The organism is Sandaracinobacteroides hominis, from assembly GCF_016464365.1.
In the GTDB taxonomy this organism is placed as follows: Bacteria; Pseudomonadota; Alphaproteobacteria; order Sphingomonadales; family Sphingomonadaceae; genus Sandaracinobacteroides; species Sandaracinobacteroides hominis.
In genome coordinates, this window is sequence record NZ_JADCUC010000004.1 from 212,813 (window position 1) to 230,274 (window position 17,462).

General features: G+C 62.7%; 14 protein-coding genes. 13 read left to right on the plus strand and 1 reads right to left on the minus strand.

Annotated elements, in window-relative coordinates:
• Nucleotides 1-52 precede the first annotated feature (52 nt).
• Complete coding sequence (locus tag IM784_RS10435) at nt 53-802, plus strand: hypothetical protein (RefSeq protein ID WP_199555263.1); 750 nt, start codon at nt 53-55, stop codon at nt 800-802.
• Nucleotides 803-1,021: 219 nt separating this feature from the next.
• Here IM784_RS10435 and IM784_RS10440 read toward each other — a convergent pair whose 3' ends face one another.
• Complete coding sequence (locus IM784_RS10440) at nt 1,022-1,375, minus strand: hypothetical protein (RefSeq protein ID WP_199555264.1); 354 nt, start codon at nt 1,373-1,375, stop codon at nt 1,022-1,024.
• 813 nt (nt 1,376-2,188) lie between these two features.
• Between IM784_RS10440 and IM784_RS10445 the strand changes: the two genes are divergently transcribed.
• From IM784_RS10445 to IM784_RS10500, 12 genes are all read left to right on the plus strand, one after another.
• Nucleotides 2,189-2,506: a DUF736 domain-containing protein gene (locus tag IM784_RS10445; RefSeq protein ID WP_199555265.1), complete on the plus strand. Its 318-nt coding sequence runs from the start codon at nt 2,189-2,191 to the stop codon at nt 2,504-2,506.
• 173 nt (nt 2,507-2,679) lie between these two features.
• Nucleotides 2,680-2,904, plus strand: coding sequence for a helix-turn-helix transcriptional regulator (locus IM784_RS10450; RefSeq protein WP_199555266.1), 225 nt, complete (start codon nt 2,680-2,682; stop codon nt 2,902-2,904).
• On the plus strand, nt 2,897-3,469 hold the full coding sequence (locus tag IM784_RS10455) for a S26 family signal peptidase (protein ID WP_199555267.1): 573 nt from the start codon (nt 2,897-2,899) through the stop codon (nt 3,467-3,469). The genes IM784_RS10450 and IM784_RS10455 overlap by 8 nt, the downstream gene beginning before the upstream one ends.
• Nucleotides 3,457-4,089 (plus strand): lytic transglycosylase domain-containing protein, encoded by a 633-nt coding sequence (locus IM784_RS10460; RefSeq protein ID WP_199555268.1) that lies wholly within the window; start codon nt 3,457-3,459, stop codon nt 4,087-4,089. Before IM784_RS10455 ends, IM784_RS10460 begins: the two co-directional genes overlap by 13 nt.
• A gap of 345 nt (nt 4,090-4,434) precedes the next feature.
• Entirely contained in the window at nt 4,435-6,420 is a 1,986-nt protein-coding gene (gene rlxS, locus IM784_RS10465) for a relaxase/mobilization nuclease RlxS (RefSeq protein ID WP_199555269.1), read from the plus strand.
• Nucleotides 6,421-6,643: 223 nt separating this feature from the next.
• Nucleotides 6,644-7,864 (plus strand): DNA (cytosine-5-)-methyltransferase, encoded by a 1,221-nt coding sequence (dcm, locus tag IM784_RS10470; protein ID WP_199555270.1) that lies wholly within the window; start codon nt 6,644-6,646, stop codon nt 7,862-7,864.
• A 3-nt stretch (nt 7,865-7,867) separates the two neighbouring features.
• Nucleotides 7,868-8,320, plus strand: coding sequence for a very short patch repair endonuclease (locus IM784_RS10475; RefSeq protein WP_199555271.1), 453 nt, complete (start codon nt 7,868-7,870; stop codon nt 8,318-8,320).
• A complete protein-coding gene (locus tag IM784_RS10480) occupies nt 8,321-9,640 on the plus strand; it encodes an MvaI/BcnI family restriction endonuclease (RefSeq protein ID WP_199555272.1) in 1,320 nt (439 codons plus the stop codon).
• A 635-nt stretch (nt 9,641-10,275) separates the two neighbouring features.
• On the plus strand, nt 10,276-11,094 hold the full coding sequence (locus tag IM784_RS10485; protein WP_199555273.1) for a hypothetical protein: 819 nt from the start codon (nt 10,276-10,278) through the stop codon (nt 11,092-11,094).
• A 9-nt stretch (nt 11,095-11,103) separates the two neighbouring features.
• Entirely contained in the window at nt 11,104-13,395 is a 2,292-nt protein-coding gene (locus IM784_RS10490; protein WP_199555274.1) for a tyrosinase family protein, read from the plus strand.
• 41 nt (nt 13,396-13,436) lie between these two features.
• A complete protein-coding gene (locus tag IM784_RS10495; protein WP_268920833.1) occupies nt 13,437-15,020 on the plus strand; it encodes a flavin monoamine oxidase family protein in 1,584 nt (527 codons plus the stop codon).
• Between the two features lie 33 nt (nt 15,021-15,053).
• Nucleotides 15,054-17,330, plus strand: coding sequence for an ABC transporter substrate-binding protein (locus tag IM784_RS10500; RefSeq protein WP_199555276.1), 2,277 nt, complete (start codon nt 15,054-15,056; stop codon nt 17,328-17,330).
• Nucleotides 17,331-17,462: the final 132 nt, after the last annotated feature.

A 17,462-nucleotide genomic window follows, 5' to 3' on the forward strand; every position in this document is an offset into this window, starting at 1 on the left:
CGAACATGACCCCCGGTCAGGTCTTCAGGCAGTTGGCGCAAATTCCTGTGCCTTGATCGGGCCGGCCGATCCCGACTATTCACTAAAAGAGAGCGGTCCGGCCGCTGGATATGCGGCCTGTCCGTCATGCCACAATAGCTGCATCGCGCTGGGGATCGGCCATTTCTGGCTGTCCAGCCTCCTGCGTTACAGGGATTCTCTCTCACCTTATCATGTGCCCGCGATCATCTGCCCGACACCTGCAGCCCACAGGCTCGTTCCCCATGAGGTAAGCCGCCCTTCAGACTTCACCGGCCCTGGCATCGGGCGCCACGGCCTTCAATGGCCCGCCCGCACCACCCCTTCGGGCCGGGTTGGCCATGAAGCCCGTGAGCTCTGGCCCGATGCCCGTTCGCCGCTCGTCCTTCGGGACGGACAACCTCTTGAGATGGAGCGAACAATGGGACTCGATATGTTTGCAATGACGATTGACCGCGTGCCTGAGGGGCCGGTGGATTTTGAAGCGCGCGATGCAGCCGAACTGCATTACTGGCGCAAACATCCGAACCTCCACGGCTGGATGCAGGGCCTCTACAGCGAGAAAGGCGGCACGCAGAACTTCAATTGCACGCCGGTTCTTCTGACTATCGCCGACCTCGACCGGCTCGAAGCCGATGTCCGGGCTGGCAATCTGCCACCGACCAGCGGTTTCTTTTTCGGCGAAACCGATGGCAGCGAAACCAACGATGATCTGGAGTTCATCGCCAAGGCGCGCGGGGCCATCGCGGACGGCAAGACCGTCTTCTACGACAGCTGGTGGTGAGAGCCGCCCGGGCGGGGAGCCTTCGGGCTCCCCGCTCTCAGTCGCTTCGCGCGATCCGGACTGAGGGTCGAGCCGTAGTTGTCACGCATATCGACTGCCCGGCCCGATGGCCTTGGAGGGCAATATTCGGGGCTGCCATTTCCTGAAGCGGCGGACCGCAATCGCGGCGGCCGGAGGAAAATGCGAAGAGGTCTGAAGGCGCGCGCTGCGCACCTCAGCTCAGGATGCGGTCGCCGAAATCTGAATCCATGGCTGACCCTCGTCGCTACGGAGCATGCCGCCGGTCGCTGAAACGAGGGATCGAAGCACGCCAAGATTGTCCGGGCTGTATTCGGCAGTGACAAGCGTGCCGGGGCCGGTGAAGACATGGGCATAGTCGTCCGCTGCCCAGGAATCGAGAAAGAGGTTAATTGCGCTCCAGGTCCCGTCGGCCTGCCGGAATTCCACAATTTTGTATTCCGGGCGCTGCATGTCGCGGACGGAAACGGCGGTCTTGCCGGCCGCCACCATGAGCTGCGCGACGTCATCCACCGTCAGATGGCCCGCAAGGATAGCCTGCGTTTCCTGGCTCATACACCTGCCCCCCATGCCACAGCACTTCGCGGCTGCCGGAGACCAAAACCGCCCGATGCAGGCAGATTTTCTGATCCCCGATATTCAAAATTCCGGACTGCATAAACTGCGGATTTCATAAAGTGAGTATCTTTCCGGTCGGCTGAAAAGTCAATAAAATGACGAAAATTCAGTCGATTATTGATCCGGAGCGGATATAGTCCATGCTGGTCTCCGGAGTGCCTGGCTCATGGTTTCGGCGCGATTAATTGCAGCCTCCGCACCGTTCCGGGAGGACGCCCTTCGGAGCCTGTCCTACCGTGTCCTTTCCGCACTCGACTCACATATAGCCCGGGCAGAACAGCCGGCGTATTGCGGCTGAGGACATGTCCCGTTGCGCCTGTGCAATCGCTCGCATTCCGGCGTCACTGACTGCCAGCGCTCTGCAAGTCGTCGTTCGCGTCCGCACGTCTATTTGCCGCAGTTCAGAAAATCGCGGTGCAGGTTCGGGAGGGAAACAGCTTTTCTTTCATGCCGACTACGGGAGGATCTCCGGGACAGGATGAGGTCAACTCCGCGTCGGCGCCCGACCGTTTCAGGGACTTCAGGGGCCGTGACCTGGACCGGTCGCAGTCCGCCCAAACCATCCCGCAGAACTGATTTCCCCGACCGCATGCGCGGTCTCCTCGCGCCCGGCTGCGCCTGCAAATCAGCCCCGCGCTCCGGTCCTCCGCTGCCGCTCCGGCCTGTCGGTTGCGCGAGCCGCTCACACCGGTCCTCCCGGTCAGCCCATCGACCCCGAACGGTTCGGGGCGACAGACAAGGAGACGACCAATGCCTGCAATCGGACATGTCAGCCGCGACGGCCAGGGCTTTAAGGGCCAGCTGAAAACCCTCTCGATCCGCACCGACATCGAGATCCTGCCCAACGCACGCAAGACCGGCGACACCCAGCCCGATTACCGCGTGACGGCGGGTGGCGTGGAGGTCGGAGCCGGCTGGCTTCGGAAGGGCGAAACCAGCGGCCGGGACTATGTCTCGCTGTCGCTGGCGGCCCCCGAGTTCGGCCCCCGTCGCCTCTACGCCAACCTCGGCCGGGCCGCCGGACAGGATGAAGACAGCTTCGCCATCATCTGGAATCCGGCCGACTAAAGGTCTGGCCCCGCGCTTCGATCCGGGCGCGGGGCTTTTCCTTTTTGCTCGCCCGGTGAAGGGGTGGTCGCATTCCCGTGCATGAAGATCCGACCCTGCAATTGAGGTCCACGGACGTCCAGGCCTGACCCCGCGTGGCGCGCCTCACGCGCCACAGAACGGGGAGCTGACCGATGACCGACACCGCCTCGCGCGCCCAGGCTGCGCGAAAGACCTGTCCCTTCCTCAACGCCAAACAGACCGCCTTTCATCTGGGTCTTGCCTGCTCGACGCTGAAGCGAATGCGGCAGACCGGCACCGGTCCGAAATGCCGGATGCATGGCCGGATGTGCCGCTACCATATCGACGACATCGAGGCCTGGTCGGCCGCGAGAGCGCGGGGAGGCGAGGATGCGTAAGGCCCGTCCGCTGCCTGTGTGCGACCATGTTTTGTCACCGGTATCGCAGCCGGAAGCCCGCCGCGCGAACTGGTGGCCAGCCATCCTCATGGCCATCGGGCTCGCCGGTCTCGCAGTCCCGGCAGCCTCCCCGCCGACCCCGCGTCTGATCTGGAATGCCAGCGCCAGTGCACCGGTCGGGCTCTATGCGGTGTCGCCGCCAGCCCGGCTTCGGCGCGGCGACATGGCGTTCGCCTTTGCGCCGCCGCCGGCCCGCGAACTGGCCGCTAGTCGTCACTATCTGCCGCGCAATGTGCCGCTGCTGAAGCGGGTGGCGGCGATGGAGGGCGATGAGATTTGCGCCCGTGATCTCGGCGTCAGCATCAATGGCAGACCGGTCGCTGTCCGCCGCGAAACGGACCGGCTCGGGCGCCCGCTTCCGGCCTGGCAGGGCTGTGTCAGGCTCGGCCGGAACGACCTGTTCCTGCTCATGACCGACAGTCCGGATTCGTTCGACGGACGCTATTTTGGGGTGAGCGAACGGCAGCAGATTGTCGGCCGGGCGACAGCGCTGTGGCTGCCCTGAAGCTCGCGTGCGCAGCCCTGCTGGCGCTGGTATCTCAGCTGGCCTTTGCCTGGTGCGGGCCCGTGGACCAGGTGTATCTGTGGCACCGCGAGATCGCTGACGCCTCCGCCCGCACCGGTGTTCCGGTCAGCTGGATTGAGAGGGTAGTGCGCGCGGAAAGCTGCGGCCGCACCCGTCTCAACGGGCAGCCGATTGTCAGTCCCGCGGGTGCGATGGGGCTGATGCAACTGATGCCGGAGACCTGGGGCGAGATGCGCACCCGATACGCGCTGGGGCCCGATCCCCATGCGCCGCGCGACAATATTCTGGCCGGCGCAGCCTATCTCCGACTGATGTATGAGCGGTTCGGATACCCCGGTCTCTATGCCGCCTACAATGCCGGACCGGGTCGCTATTCTGCGCATCTGAAGAGCGGAAAGCCGCTGCCTGCAGAGACCAGAATCTACCTGCAGCGAGTGGCGGGCGGGCATGTCGCTGCGAAGCCGATAGGGCGAAAGCCTGAAAAGCCGGCGCTGTTTGTGGTGCGCTTTCAGCAGCCGCCCGATGCCGCAGATAAGGTCGGTCAGCTTCCAGCTTCGCCTTCAGTCGACCCGATGTTCGCGGTTCGCAGACGCCCATGATGGGTATGCTGTGCGGCCTCTTCCAGGCTCGATATGCCGGACAGTCAGGCAGGCCGGTGAACTGGCTCCAGGGGGCAGCGCGAGCTGTCATCAAGGAGCGTCGGGGAGAGAACACAGAATCGCGGGGAGGTGAGGTCGGCGGAAGGCAAGATAAAGCTCCGGCACCACGCTGCCTCAAGCTGTTGTCTGCACATCTCTTTTTGGGTTCAGGGATGGCACTGGGTCATTCCGGGCAGTGCCGGTCGCGCCGTTTGCACTGCGATCTGAATTGTCTGGAGGGCACCCCCGCTCCGGTTGCACCGGCGAGGTGGCTTAAGGCGTTCCATTTCTCCGGGAGCTTGTCCCATGACCGATGACGAAAGCCTGACCCCACGTCTCGGGCGCCAGCGCCAGCAGCGGATCAGGCCTGCAAAGTGCTACCTTAGCCGGGTGCTTGCCGCCGCCAATCTGGCTCGAGGAGGAGCCGGAAAGGCAGCGCGAAAGAGCCGCTTCACCGGAAGCCGGATCGGTCGCGGCGCCGGGATCGGGCGCCTGCTTGCCAGCCGCGACGGATTTCGTGGCGTTGGGCGGCGCCGGGTGATCATCAAGGCCAGTATTGTCCGTCTCGCCGGCAAGGGGTCTTCGGCTGCTGCCGCGCACCTCCGATATCTGCAACGCGACGGCACGACGCGCGTGGGCGAGCGAGGTGCCCTCTACGGTCGCGACAGCGATGCGATTGACGGGCCCGCGTTCAACAGGCGGCTGGCCGGCGACCGTCACCAGTTCCGCTTCATCGTCTCGCCCGAGGATGGCCACCAATATGAGGATTTGAAGCCGCTCGCCCGGCGACTGATGGCGCGGATGGAGGAGGATCTCGGGACCGGGCTCGACTGGGTCGCGGTCGACCATTTCAACACGGCACATCCGCACACCCATATTGTCGTACGGGGCAAGGACGCGGCGGGCGCTGATCTGGTGATCGCGCGCGATTATCTGACGGTCGGTATTCGTGAGCGGGCTGCCGAACTTGTCGAACTCGATCTTGGCCCCCGCACGGACCGGGAAATCGCGCAGACGCTCCGCGCAGAAATTGGCCAGGAGCGCCTCACCTCTATCGACCGCATGCTGCTGAGATCGGCCGACATCAACCGGATCGTCAGCAGCGATCAGGCCAGGGCCGTCGACCAGTCGCTCCGTGCCGGGCGCCTCGGAAAGCTTGAGCGGATGGGACTTGCAACGCCGATTGGTGCAGGCCGGTTCCGGCTGGCGCCTGAACTTGCCGACACCCTGCAGCGCATGGGAGAGCGAGGCGACATCATCCGTACCATGCAGCGCGAGTTCTCAGGCCGGGACACGCCCCCTGCCGCCGCAGAGCAGGCCATCTACGATCCGGCGCTTCCCGAGGCGCGTTCGCTCGTCGGTCGGGTGGCGGAGCATGGCCTCGCTGACGAACATGCCGACCGCCATTATCTGATCGTCGATGCTGTCGACGGCCGCAGCCATTATGTCGCGATCGGCCGCGGCGAGGATATTGCGAGCGGTCTGGCGACGGGCGCCATTGTTCGGGTCGAGCCCGCGCGTGCCGAAGTCCGCGACGTCGACCGCACGATCGCCCGGATCGCTGCCGCCAATGACGGCCGCTACGATATCGAAGCGCATCTGTGCCAGGACCCTCGTGCAACCGAAGCGTTCGCCGAAGCGCATGTCCGGCGGCTGGAGGCGCTGCGGCGGAAAGCGGGTCTTGTCGAGCGGGACGCATCGGGAAGCTGGACCATTCCGGTCGATCATCTGGAGCGGGTTGAGGCCTTTGAGACGGCGCAACTGCGCGACCGACCGGTCTCGGTGGTCATCCTGTCTACGCAGCCACTCGAGAAACTGGTCCATACAGAAGCTGCCACCTGGATTGATCGGGAGCTGGTCTCTGGCTCGCCTGAGCCGCTTCGCGCAGCCGGGTTCGGGCGGGAGGTCGGTGCTGCGCAGGCGCAACGACGACAGTGGCTGGTGGCGCAGGGATATGCGGAAGACGGCGCCGATGGCCCGGCCTTTCCGCGCGGGATGCTGGCGGCCCTTCAGCGGAGAGAGCTGTTGCGCGTTGCGGCGCAGTTTTCGGCCGAGCTCAATCTGCCATTCGTTGAGATCGCAGATGGCGAGCCCGTGGAAGGGATCTGTCGTCGATCAGTCGAGATGGTGAGTGGCCGGTTCACACTGGTGGAAAGAGCTCGGGATTTTGCGCTCGTTCCCTGGCGGCCGGTGCTGGAGCGTCAGCTCGGAAAATCGGTTGCCGGCATTATGCGGGAGGACGGGATCAGCTGGTCGATCGGACGGCGACGGGAAGGGCCGTCAATCAGCTGACAGGCTGTGCCTCAGTTCCGCCGTCCGAGCCTGTCGCATACCACTTCCGTCGGCATCCGGATTCCTCCCTTCTACTGATGGCCGCGGCGCAAAGCGTCCGGCTTCAGAAATCTCCTGTGGATGACGTGGTGCCACCAGGAACAAAATACGAACAAAATTGCCTGCAGGGCTTGCCAACTGGGCTCCATAGCGACACCATGTCGAAAATCGTCCCAGGGGATATATGCTCAACGAACTTGCCGCTCTTCGCGTCCGTGCCGGGCTTTCTGTCGATGATCTCGCGCAGCTGACCGGTTACAGCGTGCGGCAGGTGCAGCGCTGGGAAGCGGGCGATGGAAAGCCGCGGGAAGCGGCAATCGGCCTGTTACGCTCCATGGCAGCCCACGCGCAGGGTGACGGTGGCGGCCGGTTCAACTTCATTGACCTGTTCGCCGGGATAGGTGGCATTCGCCGCGGCTTCGATGCGATCGGCGGGCACTGCGTGTTCACGTCCGAGTGGAACAAATATGCGCAGCAAACCTACGCCGCCAATTTCCGGGACAATCACCCCCCGCACGGCGACATCACGACGATCGGAACCGATGAGATCCCGGAGCACGATGTCCTGCTGGCGGGCTTTCCCTGTCAGCCCTTTTCGATTGCCGGCGTCTCCAAGAAGAACTCGCTCGGGCGCCTGCACGGCTTCCTGGATGAAACCCAGGGCACGCTGTTCTTCGATGTCGCACGCATCCTGAAGGCACGGCGTCCGGCGGCCTTCCTGCTGGAGAACGTCAAAAACCTCACCAGCCATGACAAGGGACGGACCTTTCAGGTGATCCTGAAAACCCTGACCGACGAGCTTGGCTACAAGGTCTGGCACAAGGTGATCGATGCCCAGCATTTTGTGCCGCAGCATCGCGAACGGATCGTTATTGTTGGCTTCCGCGAGGAGGTCCCGTTCAGCTGGGACGATCTGCAATTGCCGCCCAAAGGCAGCATCCGCCTGAAGACGATCCTTCACCCGGAGAATGGCTCCGAGAAAGCCGAAGCGCCCTACACGCTTGGCCCGGATGCCGCAGTGAATGGCAAATACACCCTCACTGACAAGCTCTGGCAGTATCTGCAGGGCTATGCCGACAAGCATAAGGCGGCTGGGAACGGCTTCGGCTTCGGCCTCGTGACTCCAAATGACGTCGCGCGCACGCTTTCTGCCCGCTACTACAAGGATGGATCAGAGATCCTCGTCAGCCAGGGTAAGCGAAACAACCCCCGCAGGCTCACGCCGCGCGAATGCGCGCGCCTCATGGGTTATGGCGATGATTTCCGCATCCCCGTGTCAGATACGCAGGCCTACAAGCAGTTCGGAAACTCGGTCGCCGTCCCGGTCTTCGAAGCGGTCGCCCGGATCATGCAGCCGCATATCCAGGCACTGACAGAGACGACGCGCCGGCGTGAAGCCGCCTGAGGTGTGGCGGACGTTCACGACGCAGCGACCCGCAGCCGGAATATGGCGGCTGTCAAAGGCCGGGATACCAGACCTGAACTGCTGATCCGCAAGGCTCTCCATGCGGCCGGGCTGCGCTACCGGCTGCATGCGAAGGGGCTCCCCGGAAAGCCCGACCTGGTCTTTCCCCAACACCGGGCGGTTGTCTTCGTTCACGGTTGCTTCTGGCATCGGCATGACTGCCATCTGTTCCGATGGCCGGCCACGCGGCAGGAGTTCTGGCGCGAAAAGATCGGCCGCAATGTCGTGAATGACGAAAGGGCGGCAAGAGCGCTGCTGGATGCGGGCTGGCGTGTTGCGACAGTCTGGGAATGTGCCCTGAAGGGCCGGACCAGACCCGACTTCGGGGATGCTATGCAGCGGCTGGCAGCCTGGATACAGACAGGCGAACAGTCAATCACGATCAGGGGCGGATAGTTGGTCGCGTCACTTGGACAGCTGCTGGATCAGATGCGCCATCACGGCGCCTCCCGAATCTATGCCAAGAAACTTGCCCCGAACGACAATTCCAAAAATCAGGTCTTCCTTGGCCGTGACTTTTCGGCACTCAACATCATCCCGCACGGCGAAATCTATACGGATGATACCGGCATCGCCGGCGCTGTCCGGGATCGGGCAAAGGCGCCTGTCAGGTTTAGCTGGATAGATGCAGACGGGCGGCACCTGGCCCCCAACACAGGCCTCATCCTCTACCCCAAATACCCCGAAGTTCGTTTATCGGGCTTCCTGCTCGGCAGCAGGGGTGCACCAAATGAGATCATGCGCGTCCGGGATGCAGGCCGGGTACTCATCCTGGGCATTACAGCGGAAGGCGAAGTACAGGGCTATGCGGCAGGGGCGGAGCATCCGGTTGCCCGGGAACTGAACGCCCGTGACTGGCCGACAATCGGCGTCTTCCTGGAACTGCCGCTGACGCTCGACCGTGCGGAGAGCCCCAGAGACCGACTGTTGAGCGAATTGCGCCGGATCTGTGGGTTGCAGTGGATCGCGTCGCAGAAGCTGGCGCGGGACGGAACGAAGGCACCCTATGCCGCGCGCAATGGGGGCGGCTACACGCTCGAAGCAGAGCTGGGCATCACGCCCAACGGCTATGCCGAGCCGGATTTTATGGGCTGGGAGGTGAAGCAGTATGGCGTCACTGACTTCATGGCCTTCCGGACGAAGTCGCCGGTGACCCTGATGACACCCGAGCCGACCGGCGGGATCTATCGCGACGAAGGCATCGCGGAGTTTCTGAAGTTGTTCGGCTATCCCGATCAGGCCGGGGTCCCGGACCGGTTCAATTTCGGCGGGCGCTATGATTGTCGGCGAGAAGCCAATCATCTGACCGGCCTGCGCATGGTGCTGACGGGTTATGACGAAGCTTCGGGCAAGATAACTGACCTGAATGGCGGCATGAGCCTCATCAATGCCAACGATGCTGTGGCAGCTTCATGGACGTTCAAAGGGCTGATGGCGCACTGGAACCGAAAACATGCGCAGGCTGCCTATGTCCCTTCGCTGTTCCGCACGCCGCCGCCCGAATACAGCTATGGCGCGCAGGTCCTGCTTTGCGAGCAGACTGACTTCCTCCTGTTTCTGAAGGCCTTTGCGTCAGGCACGGTCTACTATGATCCGGCGATCAAGGTGGAGAATGCCTCATCCCCGGCACCGCAGATCAAGCGGCGCAGTCAGTTTCGGGTCGCGCATGCAGATTTGACCGGGCTTTATGAGCGGCATGAATCTGTGCGTTTGTGAATGACGCTGCGGTAGGCCTGCTATCGCCAACAAGGCCGACGTTCGGCACCTCAAATCTACTCCTCGAATCCTTCCGTTGGTTCATTAACGGCTCTCAGGGCAGGCCGACCGACTGGCATTGGGACATACCCGTCGTTTAAGGGCTCGGCGAAGAAAGTCAGCCTCCAGCAGAAGCGGACGTTCGAATCTTTCTGATGTTGCCCCGAACCAGCGAACTTGGCCGATTGAAAACTTGGCCGCTTGTGAGCATTAATCGGGAAAACAGATATTTGATTTCGAACATTCCGCACGACGACAGCGGACCGTCCGGCGCTGTTTGCGATGACCGGCAACAATTTTCATTTGCTCGGGTCACCTTGTCCCGGCGCGTGGTGAGCAAATGTAGGACTATCTCATCGATCACAGCAACAAGCAAGCGCATCACAACAATAATGTCGAGTTCACCGAAGGTGATACAGCCAATATAGATCGCGTGGCGTACAAAATTCTACTTCCGCTTGCTCAACTAAGGTACGCGTATCATTGTACGTAGAGGCGTGCTGACGCGACTCGCGGACGGAGGCATATCGATGCCAATAAAAACCCCCGACCTCTGTCAAGCCCGTGTGGCTTTCACGACGCGGGAGGAAGGCCGCGTGGAGATCGCCAAATCCGATTCTTACAGCCAGAATCAGTCGCTGTTCGACAGGTCGGCGAAGACGATGACATTGGGTGCGGTCAGCGAAAAAGGCTATCTGGAGAATGCCGCCCGCCACGTGCACGGCTGGACACTGGACGAGGTCGCCTATCTCACTCGGGTGATCGCCGTGGCGAATCAACGCATGCAGGATCTGAAGCTCGCGGTCGAACTCCCCGAAACGATCGTGATCGTTAAGACCGACGGCTGGGAGGAAGGCGGCGCCAACGGTTATACGCGCGCCAACGCGATTTATCTCAATCGCAATTCTCTGTCCGAGAAGCTCCTGCTGCACGAGTTCTTCCATGTCATCTCGCGCTACAATGCGGCCAAGATCGATAAAATCTATGCGACGCTGGGTTTTCGTCGCTGCAACGAGGTCGCCTTCGACCTTGATACGAAGATCACCAATCCCGACGCACCCTTTCTGCGCCACTATATCTCGCTTCGCGTGAACGGCGAGCCGATCGAGGCGGTGCTGGCACTGGTTGCGACACGCGCTTACGCGGGGGGCGGCTTTTTCGGTTATGTCGGCAAGAAGATCGTCGCGGTCGAAGGTCCCGACGACGCTAAGGTGGTGCGCACGGTCGACGGCGCCCCGCTCATGTACGATCATCGCGTCGCAATCGATCTATACGACCAGATCGGGCGCAACACGGCTTACACGATTCATCAGGAAGAGGTGTCGGCGGATCATTTCGAGATGCTGATGAGTGGCGAAACGGGCGCCCGCCACCCCCATCTGGTTGAGGCGCTGCACCGCGCCCTTGCGTCCTGAAGCGGTTCGATGGCGATGGACGAACGCGAAGCATCCGCCCAGTCGCGGATCTGGAATTTCCTGAAGGAGGTCGAGCCGTCGCCCGTCCGGGCGGCCCGGGCCCGAACCTTCGCCTCGGTGGAGAAGGTCGCACCTGTCGAGCAGGCAGAGGAGTTTTCGCTCTTCGTCGAGGCGCATGCGCGCGAAGCTGCGACATTGGCGAGCAGCTTGATGGCAGGCGCCAGCGCGCGTTTGGCGGAGATGCGTGGGGAACGTAAGGATCAAGCCGCCAATCGGGCCGAACTTGTGGATCAGGCGGTTGAAGCCTGCCGCGAGCTCGCCGCGACGCGCAACCCCGAACTCGCCTCGGTCGTGTTGATGATGTTCCTCACCCATTTCGCCGACGTGCAGGGCTTCAGCGTGCCGCCGCTGGCAGTGCGCTCACCCTATTGGGTGCTGCCGTCGCGCGCGGGCGCGGGCAGCACCGCGCCGGACAACCAACTCGACTGGTTCCGCGAGGATCCGATCTTCAACGAACATCATGAACATTGGCATATCGTCTACCCCTTTGCGGGCATCCGCAACAAGGTGCGCGATCGCCAGGGCGAAATGTTCCTTTACATGCACCAGCAGATGCTGGCGCGCTACGACGCGGAGCGGCTCGCGCTCGGCATGCCGCCGACCAGTCCGTTCGACGACATGACCAGTCCGATGGCCTCGGGCTATGATCCCGGCCCCTTCGTCGCCGCGTCCTTTCCCTATTGTGCGCCCCGTCCTGCCGGTTTGCGGATCGCCGATCTCGACCGGCCGATGTACGGCTTCCCCGGCAGATTCAAGCTGACCGTCGCTGCGCAGGACAGCCATTATTCGCGGCTGCGCGACGCGGTCCGGCGCGGCTATTTGCGCAACAAGGATGGCAACCTGCTGCGGATCACGCCGGACCTGCTCGGTCACACGATCGAGGCGAGCAACCTCGAGAACGTGGACTCGAGCTATTATGGCAGCTTCCACAATAACGGACATCGCTTCATCGCCGCCTGTCACGACCCCGACAACGGCAAGGACCAGCCCCTCGGCGTGATGGCACGCCCGGAAACTTCGTTCCGTGACCCGATTTTCTTCCAGTGGCACAAGGCGATCGACGACCTGTCGTTCGACTGGCAGGAAACACAGCCGGTCAACGACCTGTCGGACGCACCGAACGTTGCGCTGCGGTCCGGCCGCGCGTCCGATGGCGGTCCGTGGTCGCCGGACCTGATCCTCTGCGATCGCGCGGCGGTCGAGACGCTCCGCCAACGGGGCCTGTCGATGGATGCCATCGCTGCGGGTGCGTTCGGCGGCGCGAACTGGCGCGGCGACTTCGCCGGCAGCGAAGCCCGCTGGTCGGACCCGGAAACGGGTGCGCCGTATGCGCTGGCCACGACCGGCGAGGTGCGGACCTTTATGGCGCAAGACGAAATCGTCTATGAGGGCGAGCCCTTTGGTTATCCCTATCTGAACCATAATGCGGTGACCTTTTTCCTGCGGATCGAGAATCATCATCCCGAGCCGCGAGACGTGACCGTCCGGCTGTTCATGGTGCCCGAGGGACAAGAGGATGACCGCCGCAAATATATCGAGATGGACAAATTCCGGACGCGGCTGAACGCGCGCGACGATCGCCGGAACATCGTCTGGCGACATGACGAGCAGTCGTCGATCGTACGTAAGCCCGTGATCAAGGACCCCGGTTCCTACAACCGGACCTATGATCCGTCTTTCGGCGGCTGGTTGCTGGCCGCAGTGCAGGTCTACGTCCGCGAAGTGCCGGCGGGCGACCTGGAGCAGATGGCAAAAGCGCTGATTGGCTATCATGACAGCGCGGTGGGTTTCCGCATCGAACGTTTCGGCGAGGAAGGCAACTTCGATGCGATCGAAGCCCAGTTGATCGTCGCGAGACAGCAACTCGGAACGCCGGCCAAAGAGGTCGAGATTGCAGCCTATCGCAAGCTTCTTGATCGATATTACGAAGAGCTAACCGACTTCAACTTTGATCGCGCCTATTGCGGCTGCGGCTATCCCTACAGCCTGCTCTTCCCGCGCGGGACCGAGGCGGGCATGGCGTTTCACCTCTGGGTATTGGTGACCGACTGGGAGAAAGACCGGGTCGAGGAAGAGCATCGCTGCGCCTCGATGAGCTTTTGCGGTGCCAAGGACCGTTACCCCGACATGCGCGCCATGGGATACCCCTTCGATCGCCCGTTCGACGGCGCGATCGAATCGGTCCTCGAACGCCAGCCGAATGCGGCAGGCCGACGGATCATGATCCGGCGGCGCGACTGAACGAGGCCGCCCCTTGAGCGGCGACAAAGGAGGGAAGAAACATGTCAGTGGCGGATGTCGGAGCGCAGATCGACCGGATCGACGCAAGTGATGCCGGGGCGCCCCGCAAGCGCATCACCATTCTCGGTGCAGGCATGGCCGGCATCGTCGCTGCCTATGAACTGTCGCGGCTAGGTCATGAAATCACGCTGATCGAAGCGCAGGATCGCGTCGGCGGACGCGTATGGACCAAGCGCTTCGACAACGGCCAATATCATGAGCTGGGCGCGATGCGCATCCACGAGGTCCATCACAATATCTTCTATTACATCAAGCTGTTCGACCTGAAGACCCGGCCGTTCCTCAGTCACCATGACGACCCGGACAGCTTCTATCATTTCCGCGGCATTTCGGCGCCGCACAGCCAATATAAGAGCCGCCTTCTGCCAGGTTTCACGCTCGGCAAAAACGACCTCGCGCTGCTCGCCGACGGCGATGCGCCGGCCGCGGCGCTGATGGCCGTGGTGTCGAAGGCGGCAGAGCAGATCAGGGAAGACCCGGCGAGCCGCAAGGCGCTGTTCGGCGAGGGGCCAATGACCGACCTCGTCGCGCGATACGACCGGATGTCGTTGCGCGAGTTTTGGGGGCGTCAGCTCGAGACGAACGACGCGGTCGAACTGGTCGGGGTCGCAACGGGCCTTGAGATGTTCGGCGACATGGCCGCGACGATGTTCATGCGCGAGGAAATCGCGCAGGAGGGTTCGAAGCTGCACGAAATCAAGGGAGGTACCGATTTGTTGCCGACGGCGATCTTCGGAGCCGTTCGCAGCCGGGGCAACGTTGAGGTGAAGCTGAAGACCGAGGTGCTGGCGATCCACAACCAGCGCGGCGGCGTCCAGCTGACCCTCGGCACGCCCGCCGGCGGCAAGGCCGACCGTGACCGTGAAATCGAGCGCGTCGATGCCGATTTCGTGATCTGCACCCTTCCCTTCTCGACGATGCGCCAGATGGTCGTGAGCGGCATCCCCGCCGACAAGCAGCGCGCCATCCGCACCTATGGCTATGCTGATTCGGCCAAGGTTCTCTTCTCTTGCGCGGAACGCTTCTGGGAGACCGAATATAACATCTTCGGCGGGGGATCGCAGATGGACCTGATCAATCGGCAGATCTACTATCCATCAGACTCTTCCGAAAAAGTCTCGAAGGACGCGCCGCGGCAGGCGGGCATGGTCCACTTCGCCGACCAGATCGACTTCGGCCGTCCCAAGCCCGAGGTCGCCACCAAAGGCCCCGGCGCGCTCGTCGGCAGCTATGTGTGGGGCGCCGATTCCCGCCGGCTGGGCAGCCTGTCGGAGGCCGATCGAGCGATCGTCGTCAGGAAATGTGTCGCAGAGATCCATCCCGAGATCATGCGGAAGGACATGGTTCTTGAAACGGCGTCGATCGACTGGAGCCGCTTTCGCTGGTCGGCCGGCGCTTTCTCCTTCATGCGTCCGGGTGACCTGCGTCAATATGCGGTTGTCACGCGGCCCGAGGGACGCCTCTATTTCGCCGGCGAACATTGCGCGATGGAACAGGGCTGGATCGAGGGCGCCGTCGTCTCCGCGCTGACCGCGGTGCAGAATATCGTGTCGCGCAAGGACTGACGAATCGGGCGACCTCAAAGCAGGAGCGTGGCGATGGACAGGATGCTCATCATTTGTGCCGAGGAAAGCGATTCCTCGGTCGGCTTTTATGACTCGGCGACGGGCGCGGAGGTCGCGCGCGTTCGCGTCGGCCATTGGCCGCACGAGCTGTGCCTCTCTCCCGATGGCGAACATCTCTATGTCTCGAATTTCGGGGTCAAGGATTATGACGAGCGCATCGGCGAGCCCGGCGCCAGCATCTCGATCATCGACGTCCGGCGCAAGGTCGAGGTCGATCGCCTCTACACCTTTCGCACGCCTGCCGAATTTGGCCGGTTTCGCGGTCCGCATGGCCTGCAGCTAACGCCCGACGGCAGGCAACTCTATGTCAATGTCGAAACCGACGACGCCCTGCTCATCTACGATCTCGCGGATGCGGCGAAACCGCGCCATCCTCTGGCCGCATGGACGCTCGGCGCCCCGGTGGCTGGCGATGCGCTGCCAGACGCAAGCTTTGCCCTGCCCGAAGGGACGCATAACCTGCTGTTCAGTCCCGACGGCGAGCGATTGTGGGTGACATCGGGACCTGGCGGGGTATCCGAATTCGATGTTCGCACGCGGACGCGGTTGCGCAGCTTCCACGCGAAGGGAGCGATCCGCGGCCTGAGCTATACGGTTGACGGCTCGCAACTTATCGCCTCAGCATCGGGCGAGGTACGGCTGGTCGATCCCGCTTCGCTGACCTCTCCCTGGCGCCAGGAAGTGCCGGGCGTCCGCCAGTTCCTCTATTCGTGCCAGACACCCGACGGGCTCTATCTGCTCTGCCCCGCCGTATGGGAAGGTCAGTTGATCCGGATCGACCTGGCGACCAACGAGGTGCGGCGGATGATCGTCGGATCCGACCCGATCCATGTGAAGACCGTGCCGGGCAGTTCGGTCGCCTATGTCTCGCATGGTCGCTCGCGCTATCTGTCCAAGGTCGATTGGGAGCGCTGGGAAGAGGTCGACCGCATCCCGACGCGCGGTGGTCCTAACGGACTGATATTGGCCCCGTTTTCGGACCGCCCCGCGCGCAAGCGCCTTGTCTTCGGCGCCGCATTGCCATCGTCGGGCGGCAGCTTCGAAGAGGGCCAGGACATGAGGCTCGGGCACCAGTTCTGGCAGGAATTGGTTAACGACGCGGGCGGCATGCTGGTCGGCAACGAGGTTTATGATGTCGAGATAGTCTATCGCGACACACAATCGCACACCGGCCTCGATCCCAAGCGGGATCCGCAACCGTGGCAAAAGCCCTGGACCGAACGAACCCCCACCCGCAAGAACAGCGTCGAAGAGGTGACCGAGGCGTTGATCGACGAAGATGGGGCCCGTTATCTGTTCGGCAGTTATCCCTCCCCGCCCAACCTGCATGCGGCGCGGATGGCCGCCGACCGCGGCCTGCCGCTGGTCACCGCCAGCGGCGCGGCGGGAATGATCTACGAGCAGCAGTTGCCCAACATCTTCGGTATCATGTCGAGCGCCAAGGGATTTCTCAACGAGACGTTCGTCTTTCTTTCGCGGCTCTCCACGCCGCCGGCCACGGCGGTTTTCTGGTCCTGCAAGGACCCGGCTGCGCTTCAGGATGCCAAGACGACCGCCACCTTCATCGAGGCCGATCTGGGCATGCGCGTGCTCACGGGGGGAGATCCGGCCTCGGCTGATCAGGGGGTACTTCTCTACGAGCATCTCGCAAGCGACTTCGAACGGCTTGTCGGACTGACCGAGGAACTCGCGCCCGACGTGCTGGCGATCACCGGCCACCTGCCCGAAAGCATGGCTGCGGTGCGCGCGCTGTCGGCCGGGCGCTGGGCGCCCAAAGCTGTCATATTCAGTGTGGGGCCCGCCTTTCCGCAATTTTCCGCTCAATTGGGCAAGCTTGCCGAGCATATGTCCGGCGCATCAATGTGGTCGGCCGCGCAGCGGACTCATGGCCACGACCGCTTCGTGACACCGGCCGCCTTCGCGCGTGAATTTTACGAGCGCTTCAGCAAGGAAGCGTCGTATCTGTCGGCCGGGGCGATGGCCTGTGGTCTCGTCTATCAGGAGGCCTTCCGCCGCGCCGGTAGCGTGGACCCGGCTGACGTCATCGCCGCCTTGGCCGATCCATCCTTCAGCATGCGAAGCTTTTATTCGAATATAGCCTTCAATGCGGACGGTTTGAACGAGGGGAGGCCGCTGGTCACTATCCAGTTGCAGAAAAACGGCGACCAGATGAATCAGATTGCGCTGTGGCCCGCCAACCTTGCTAGCGGCGGCGACTTCACATGGCCGTTCGCTGGCTGGAATACATGATCGGTGACGCAGATCGGTGAATGAAAAGCCAATAGCCACGCAGGTTGATACCATCTGGCGATCGCAACGGAATCGATTTTGAAGGGCTTGGCGGCGAGGAAAATTGCGTTAGCGGGCTTCTCTGTAGTAACC

Bases quoted from the DNA above. Each gene is read 5' to 3' on its own strand.
- IM784_RS10455 (WP_199555267.1), top strand. From the start codon at position 2,897: ATGCGTAAGGCCCGTCCGCTGCCTGTGTGCGACCATGTTTTGTCACCG.
- IM784_RS10450 (WP_199555266.1), top strand. From the start codon at position 2,680: ATGACCGACACCGCCTCGCGCGCCCAGGCTGCGCGAAAGACCTGTCCC.
- rlxS (WP_199555269.1), top strand. From the start codon at position 4,435: ATGACCGATGACGAAAGCCTGACCCCACGTCTCGGGCGCCAGCGCCAG.
- IM784_RS10495 (WP_268920833.1), top strand. From the start codon at position 13,437: ATGTCAGTGGCGGATGTCGGAGCGCAGATCGACCGGATCGACGCAAGT.
- IM784_RS10500 (WP_199555276.1), top strand. From the start codon at position 15,054: ATGGACAGGATGCTCATCATTTGTGCCGAGGAAAGCGATTCCTCGGTC.
- IM784_RS10445 (WP_199555265.1), top strand. From the start codon at position 2,189: ATGCCTGCAATCGGACATGTCAGCCGCGACGGCCAGGGCTTTAAGGGC.
- IM784_RS10490 (WP_199555274.1), top strand. From the start codon at position 11,104: ATGGCGATGGACGAACGCGAAGCATCCGCCCAGTCGCGGATCTGGAAT.
- IM784_RS10440 (WP_199555264.1), bottom strand. From the start codon at position 1,375: ATGAGCCAGGAAACGCAGGCTATCCTTGCGGGCCATCTGACGGTGGAT.
- dcm (WP_199555270.1), top strand. From the start codon at position 6,644: ATGCTCAACGAACTTGCCGCTCTTCGCGTCCGTGCCGGGCTTTCTGTC.